The sequence below is a fragment of the Marinobacter sp. DSM 26671 genome (genome assembly GCF_900112835.1).
Taxonomy (GTDB): Bacteria; Pseudomonadota; Gammaproteobacteria; order Pseudomonadales; family Oleiphilaceae; genus Marinobacter; species Marinobacter flavimaris.
Genome location: NZ_FONF01000047.1, coordinates 1 through 7,645, shown reverse-complemented (window position 1 = coordinate 7,645; position 7,645 = coordinate 1). Strand labels below are relative to the sequence as shown.

7 protein-coding genes are annotated in these 7,645 nt (G+C 58.6%); all 7 read right to left on the bottom strand.

The window, feature by feature from the left end; genetic code table 11:
- Positions 1–195: 195 nt before the first annotated feature.
- A complete protein-coding gene (locus tag BM035_RS22735; RefSeq protein WP_175497454.1) occupies positions 196–348 on the bottom strand; it encodes an MBL fold metallo-hydrolase RNA specificity domain-containing protein in 153 nt (50 codons plus the stop codon).
- A gap of 6 nt (positions 349–354) precedes the next feature.
- Positions 355–1,458, bottom strand: coding sequence for an ABC transporter permease (locus BM035_RS21830; protein ID WP_008172526.1), 1,104 nt, complete (start codon positions 1,456–1,458; stop codon positions 355–357).
- Entirely contained in the window at positions 1,458–2,552 is a 1,095-nt protein-coding gene (locus tag BM035_RS21825; protein ID WP_092034391.1) for an ABC transporter permease, read from the bottom strand. Before BM035_RS21825 ends, BM035_RS21830 begins: the two co-directional genes overlap by 1 nt.
- On the bottom strand, positions 2,549–4,279 hold the full coding sequence (locus BM035_RS21820; RefSeq protein WP_092034389.1) for an ATP-binding cassette domain-containing protein: 1,731 nt from the start codon (positions 4,277–4,279) through the stop codon (positions 2,549–2,551). Before BM035_RS21820 ends, BM035_RS21825 begins: the two co-directional genes overlap by 4 nt.
- Before the next feature lie 6 nt (positions 4,280–4,285).
- On the bottom strand, positions 4,286–5,248 hold the full coding sequence (locus BM035_RS21815; RefSeq protein ID WP_008172531.1) for an HlyD family secretion protein: 963 nt from the start codon (positions 5,246–5,248) through the stop codon (positions 4,286–4,288).
- A 175-nt stretch (positions 5,249–5,423) separates the two neighbouring features.
- Positions 5,424–5,687, bottom strand: a complete 264-nt coding sequence (locus tag BM035_RS21810; protein ID WP_228152682.1) for an MBL fold metallo-hydrolase RNA specificity domain-containing protein — start codon at positions 5,685–5,687, stop codon at positions 5,424–5,426.
- A gap of 251 nt (positions 5,688–5,938) precedes the next feature.
- Positions 5,939–7,645 (bottom strand): hypothetical protein (locus BM035_RS21805; RefSeq protein ID WP_092034387.1); only part of this gene is annotated, 1,707 nt, incomplete at its 5' end.

Sequence of the window (7,645 nt, the reverse complement as noted above, 5' to 3'; positions counted from 1 at the left end):
CGCCCTTTTGCCCAGTTGGCAAACTGGGGGTAACGCTGCCGGTATTGGGCAGCACGCTGCTGGATTCGATGTGAATCCTCAATGGAATAGCCGTTCATGATCTCTCCCTGATAACTCTACTGACGTTAATGGTGGCCTACTAGAAATCCTCGCCGTAAATATCCGGATTACCCCGGGTATTTGCCCGGTCTCACATCAAAGACGCAAAATGGATTGGTAGCCTGCCACATCCACCTCAAACCGGGTGTTCTGACGCAAGTGATCCTTCATGGCCTCCAGCGCATCAGGGTCTCCATGAATCAAGTTGATCGGCGTTTCGGTAGCGACAAACGTCAGGCACTCACCCAACCGATCTCATTGTACCCGGCGTCGAAAGACCCAAAGGGAGAAAATAAACAGCGTGACACCGATTACCAGCAAGGCGAGAGCCTCATCCCAGAGAACCGCCAGGCCGGCGCCTTTGAGGAAAATACCGACGATGATATCCATGTAATAACGCAGTGGACTCAGCAGGGAGAGGCTTTGCAGGAAAGGCGGCATGGCTTCTACCGGCGTCAAACTGCCCGACAGGAACATCAGCGGGAAAAGTCCGAAAAAGGAGAGCAGCAACGCCTGCTGAAGGGTCCGGCTGTAGGCGGCAATCAGTACGCCCAGCGCAATCGCACTGAGCAAAAAGATGGCGGTCAGCACCAGAAATAAAAGCAGACTGCCCTGAAGGGGCACATCAAAGACTCTGACAATCACCAAACTCGGAAAGATGGACAGTACGCCCATGATCAGCGTGGGTGTGACCTTGGCCAGGAACAGTTCCAGGGTGGAAATGGGCGTCACCAGCAGCTGCTCGATAGTGCCTCGCTCCTTTTCCCGGACAATAGAGGCGGCCGGGTGAATAACGCCCACCATCATACCGGCCAGAGCAATCATCGATAACACGATAAAACCCGATGTTGTCAGATCGGGGTTATACCAGATACGGATCAGGGGTACCGCGACCCCCTTCTTCCCGGCAGCAGGGAGCGCTTCGCGCTCCTGGCGCTGGACGATCTGCAGAGCATCATTGACGGCATTGGCGGCAATGTTGGAATTGGTGCCGTCCTGGAGCAACTGGAGCTGAGCACTCTTGCCAGCGAGAAGAGCACCTTCGAACCCGGCGGGAACGACCAACACCATGGTGGCATCGCCTTTCTCCAGGAGGTCAGTGGCGGTTGCCACACGGGTTTCCTGAAATTTCAGGTCGAAGGTTTCGCTCACCGCAAATTTCTGGATCAACGAGCGACTCAAGGCGCTGCGATCCTCGTCCACCACCGCCAGGGGCAGGTGGCTTACATCAAAACTGAGCGCAACGGCACAAATGACGACTTCAATGGTGTAAAGCCAAAGTATCAGGGTCAGTATCAACCGGTCACGAAAGAACTGCACGAGCTCCTTGCGCAACAAACCAAATAAGGCAATTCCCATCAGGCCACCTTCTGCCTCATTCGCCAGGCCGCGAAGACAAATACCAGGACCGTATAGACGATCAACATCATCAGATTTGGCAGAACGGCTTCAAGGCCGGCTGATTTCAGTACGATGCCCCGGGAGATTTCCATAAAATAACCGGCAGGGAAAAGCCAGCTATACAGTTGCAGGGCAAGAGGCATGGTGAACAGAGGGAACAGAAAACCGGAAAACAAAAACGACGGCATCAAGGTGACAATCAGCGTTATCAACATGGCCGCCAACTGGGTACGGACCAGGGATGAGACCAACAGGCCGATACCCACCGTGGTCAGCACATAAACGAAAGCGGACGTCAGCAGCAGTATCGGGCTGCCGGCAATGGGGACCTGAAACCAGGCAAACCCCACCACCATGACCATAAGAATCTCCAGGAAAGCCACCAGACCGTAGGGCACCAGCTTGCCGACAACAAACTCGGTTGAGGTGACCGGCGATGCATAGATCTGCTCAATCGTACCGGTCTCTTTCTCACGCACGATCGCCAGGGCGGTCAGCAGGGGTGGGAACGCCATCAGGATCACGGCAAATAACCCGGGGATGACGAAATTGACGCTGCGCAGGGAGGGATTGAACCAGACCCTGGCCTGGACCCGGACGGCGCTCTGACGCGGGGCGGGGAAATTTGCGATTACCGCCTCGGCATAGGCCGATGCCAATCGACCCAGAACAGGATAGCCTCCGTCCACGATCACCTGGACAGGCGCCTCGTCGCCTCTGAGCAGTTGCCGGGCCAAGCCGGCTGGAATCACCACGCCCATGCTGATGGTCGAGCTTTGCAGTGCCGACTCCAGATCGCGGAGATCGGTCGTTTTCTGCTCTAATTGAAAATACCGCGAGCTGTCGAAACGGGCTGACAGGTCGCGGCTTGCCGGCGTGTTGTCCAGATCGTAAATGCCCACGGCAACCTGTTCCACATCCAGATTGACCGCATAGCCGAACAGAAAAAGCATGATCAGCGGCATGATCACGGCCAACGCAATGGTAACCGGGTCGCGAATCAGCTCGCGACTTTCCTTGACGATGAGGGCGCCAAGCCGATGAGCCTTCATGGTCCCAACGCCCGGGAATTGGCCGTTCCCGCCTGTTCTATGGCCGCCGTGAAGAGCATCTCCACCGTGGCGTCGGCTTCGAGGCCGAGCGAATGATTCAGCGATGATCGGCTACCGTGTGCAAGCAGCCGCCCGTCCAGCATTAACGCCAAACGATCACAATAGGCCGCTTCCTCCAGGTAGTGGGTAGTGACCAGCACGGTCATACCGCTGGCGGCCAGCTCACGGATAACCCGCCAGAAACGGTACCGGGCGACGGGATCGACACCCGAGGTGGGCTCATCAAGGAACAAGACCCGGGGCCGGTGAAGCAGGCTGCAGGCCAGCGCCAGACGCTGGCGCAAGGCACTTGAAAGATCACCGGTGAGCTTGTCGGGAATATCTGTCAGCCCCGTTACTTCCCTGGCCCAGTCGATCGCAGCCCGCGCCGCGCCTCCGGCCAGGCCGTAGGCATTGGCAAAGAAGCGGAGATTCTCCCAGGGGGTCAGTTCCAGATAGAGTGAAAACCGTTGTGACATATAACCAATTTGCCGGCGCAATGCGGTGCTACCCCCGCCGGAGCTCACCCCGGCCACCCGGGCGTTGCCCTCATCGATGGCCACCAGCCCGCACAAGGCCCTGATCAGGGTTGTCTTGCCCGCCCCGTTGGGCCCCAGCAACGCAAGCAGTTCGCCAGATGGCGCCTCGAAACTCACCCGGTCAACGGCCTTGAAATGTCCGAAGCGGACGCTCAGGCCGGTGGCCACCAGCCCTTCCTCTTTTCCCCTGTCTTGCCGGGCCAATTCCGGAAACTGCTGCTCGCCGGCCCTCCTGTCCGTCCGCAGCACAAACAGATCCTCGAGCCGGGGCTCGGCCGCCGCCAGGTGGGTTCCCTCGGGCAATAACTCGGCGAGCTGGTTTTCAGCGATGTCCGCGTTCATCACCAGTCGCAGGTGATCCGGCAACCACTGCACTGAATGGACGCTGTCAATTTGAGCCAGGATGCCGGACAACTCCCGCAAGCCTCGTCCGGTATCTCCAGCATTTACAGTGAACACCCTTCCGGCGGCGGGCCTCAGCAGCTCTTCCAGCGACCCATCCGCAAGAACGCGGCCCTGTTCCAGCAGCAGTATCCTGTCGCAGCGCTCCGCCTCGTCCATGTAGGAGGTAGCCACAACCATGGTCAGGCCCTGCGACCGGAAGCGGTCGAGCATGGTCCAGAGATGGCGCCGGGACAGGGGGTCGACGCCGAGCCCCGGTTCGTCAAGGATCAGCAGCTCCGGTTCATGGACCAGATTGGTACATAGCGACAACTTTTTCCGCATGCCACCGGACAGTTTGGCGGCGGGCCTGTCAGTAAAGCGGCCAAGCCCCGACATGGATAGCAACCTTTCTGAACGCTCCCGATAGAGTTCGTCGGGCACATCCCGGATGCGAGCGGCAAAGCTCAGGTTTTCCTTGACGCTGAGTCGATCGTAAAGCGTAAATCCCTGGGACATATAGCCAATCCGGGCAGCAGCCTGCTTGGCCTCACGACGGGTATCGAAGCCCAGGACCCGGCATTCCCCCACAGTGGGGTCCAGGATGCCAGCCAACATCTGTAACAGCGTCGTCTTGCCAGCGCCATCAGCACCGACAATGCCCACTCGTTGGCCGCGATCAACGGAAACATCCAGTGGCTCGATGACAACATTGTCTCCGAATTGGCGGCCAAGGCCTTTGGCGACGATGGGTTCCGGGGAAGACATGACGGCTCAGCGCGCCGGAACCGAGAGGGTCGCTGGCCACTCGGCGTCCGGATCCCAGCGAATCCAGGCATCTGCCGGCATACCCGGTTTCAGAGCATCGGCCGGATTATCCAGCACCAGGGTAACGCCATAGACCATCCGAACTCTCTCGTCGGGCATGTGGACATCGCGGGGGGTGAACTGGGCGAAATCGTCAATCCTGCCGACTTTGGCGGAAAAGTCCCCGGGCAAACCGTCCACGCGGATTCTGGCGGGATCCCCCAAGCTGATCCGGTTGAGGATATCACCGGGGACATAGACCTTGAGTTCGAGCTGCTGCAGATTCACCATCGTGGCCAGCGGCTGGCCGGTATCGACAACCTCTCCCGTCTCCACCGCCCGGATCAGGATGGTTCCGGAGAGCGGCGCGGCAACCTCCGCTTTGTCCAGTTGCGATTCAGCCAGTGCCACCTGCGCCGCCCTTGCAGCCACCTGTTCTTCGGCGGCATCCTTCTGCCGCTGGAGAGACTCAAGTCGGCCCCGGGCCTCACTGACGGCATTTTCCGCCTGATCCAGATCACTCGAGCTGGCCAGATTGCGGGACCGCAAGTCCCGGATCCGCTGCCGTTGTTTCTCGGCATTCTTGAGATGATGACGCCAGGTGGTGATTTGGCTGTCGAAGCCGTCACGGACTTCCCGCGCCGAGGCCAGCTCGGCCTGTGCCGAGCGCAGGCGGTCTCTGGCGTCGGCGGGGTCGATCACGGCTACCGTGTCGCCAGCCGAAACCTTGCTGCCTTCCGCGAGATGGTGCTCGATGACCCGACCGGCCACTTCGGCCGCGATCCGCACTTCCCGCCCCTCGATATGGCCATTGCCATAGACGATTCCCTGCGGCAAGGGCTCTTCCCCAAACAGAACAAAAACCCCATAAGAACCGCCGGCGAGCACCAACACCGCTATCAGAGACCAGAGCCAGGATTGGGATTTCACCAAACACTCCTTATGACATTACTGTTCAGGTTGGAGCCGGGATCAGGGCCACTGCCTCTCACTCCAGCCAATGAGATCGCCCATTCTAGCACTCGGCAGCCGCCGCGACCAAGGTCGTTGCCGGATCTTAAGCGGCTCATTCAGGTCGCCCTCGAAGATGGCCGTCAGGGCATCGTCAAAGACGCAAAATGGATTGGTAGCCTGCCACATCCACCTCAAACCGGGTGTTCTGACGCAAGTGATCCCTCAGCGCCTCCAGCGCCTCCGGATCACCGTGGATCAGGTTGATCGGCGTTTCGGGGGCCAGGTCACTCTGAGCAAGCCACTGTTCAATCTCTGCGAAATCCCCGTGCCCGGAAAGCCCACTCAACACCTCCAGCCGGGCCTTGACCGGAATCCAGTCGCCGTGGATCTTGATCCTTTCCGCTCCATCAACCATTTTGGCGCCTCGTGTCCCCCCTGCCTGTAACGGTAAAAGAATCAGGACACCAGAACGATAACGATCAGTGTGATGCCCCAGGCCCCAGCGTGATTGAACGATTCATTCATAGCATGATTTACCTATATGTCGGGCGGCTAGCTGAATCGGTTGCCGCCCGGATTGTTTTAGTGTGAGAATCAGCACGGTGATCACCAACGCTTTACTTTTCCCCGTAAAGACTGTTGTAAATCGATCCTCGCGCTCCATCGCTACAATGTCGCCTTATCAGCGCCTGAGGAGCCAGTTTTTGACAGGATCACCTGCACTATTGAATGTGAATCACATTTATTGGCCTGCAGCAGCCCCGATGTGTCCAGGGTGCCACCATGGTTTTCGTAGCCAAACGCCAGCGTCCGATCAGGCCCGAGATCAAGAGGACGGCAGATTCCCAGCAAGGCTTCTGGGCGCATATGGCACACGAACACCCTGAGTTTTGTATCCTGGGGAAACAGCTCGGAACTGTAAGAACTACCACACTGATGCCCTGACTCCATTGGATCCCGGGGACTCCGGAATCGACCAGGTTCGAGAAGGCAGACCACACCGCACGAAAGCCCCCGCTGAGCCAGCGCTTCAGCGACCTCCTGGCAAACACGGAGTTGATAGGCGCCGACAGCGATCAACTGCACATCACCGGCTTCACCAAGAGCGATGGCACCATCCCGAACCAATTGCACAGCCTGACGGCCGTCAAAAACGGCAGGCAGTTTTGCCTTGGGAACCGTCATGGCCCAGAACTGCCCCTGGGTTCGAAAACACTCGTTAAGGCACGCCACAGCACTATTGCAGTCGGGAGGATAGACAACGCGGGCAGTGTCACTCATTTCTCCCATCAGGACTTCGCCGAAGGCCGGGTCCTGATGAGACTGCTCGTTCTTGCCGTTTTCCCAGAGGTGCGACGTCGCAATGACCGGCACGGATAACCATCGGGCGGGCCGACCGAGACTTTTCTGGTGTCGCGCAAAAATAATTTCCTGCCGAAGAGCGCCAATCATTTTCATGGCAAACGCTTCGTAGGACACCACCAGATTCATACCTCCCTTATTACCCAGAGCGGCGCTGACAACGGCCTCCTCATTCAGGGCTGTGATTACCGAGCCGTGAAGGGATTCCGCAAGGCCGGGCTCGGGCGTCAGGGTGCGATGCTTCAGAAGGTCAAGCGACTGGTTCATCTGATTACTACGCAATTCATCCGGGTTCCCCAGGCGAATACGAAGCGCCGGGTTGGCCTTTACAAGGGCAACAAACTGCCGATCAATCGCAACCATGGGCGACTCTGATACCGCCGTTTGCAACCAGACCGGTTCGGGCACAGTTTGCAGCTTGACGTCACGACAGCTCAGCGGATGATCCTTTTCCGCAGGCCGATCGTCTGCCCGGTGAGTTGCCAGCACGTCGCGGGCGCCGTGAATCTCGATCTCGGGCACAAACAAACGGGCAATGGATTCGTTAAAGTGCCTGCGCGAGACCTCATCAAATCTCGGTATTGCCGGAAGCGGGGTACCATGCGCCGCGTTTGAGCCAGCACCATAGAAACCATAGCCTTTGACCGTCTCGGCAATCAGATAGGGGAGCTTTACAGGGTACCTCATGTGGCCGGCGCTGACCTGTTCGCTGCACGCCTGAAGCCTCGATTCGGCCTCGAAGATGCCCCAGATAAAGGCCGCAGGATCGCGGCCATCAATGAGTATGGGGTAAAAACCATTGAGCTCCAGGTGCTGCCGGAACCAGTCCGTGCCTCCTTGCAGAAAGATGGTTGACCGTTGATCAATGCGGCGCCCGTTAGCAATCATCACCGGGGTCACCAGGCCACAGTCCTCGGCTCGCCACCAGCGGCTTGCCCAGTCGCTGCCCCGCTGCTCCTCAAATGCCCCATCACTGAGAAACGCGACCAGACGCTCCCCCGGCAGCGGCAT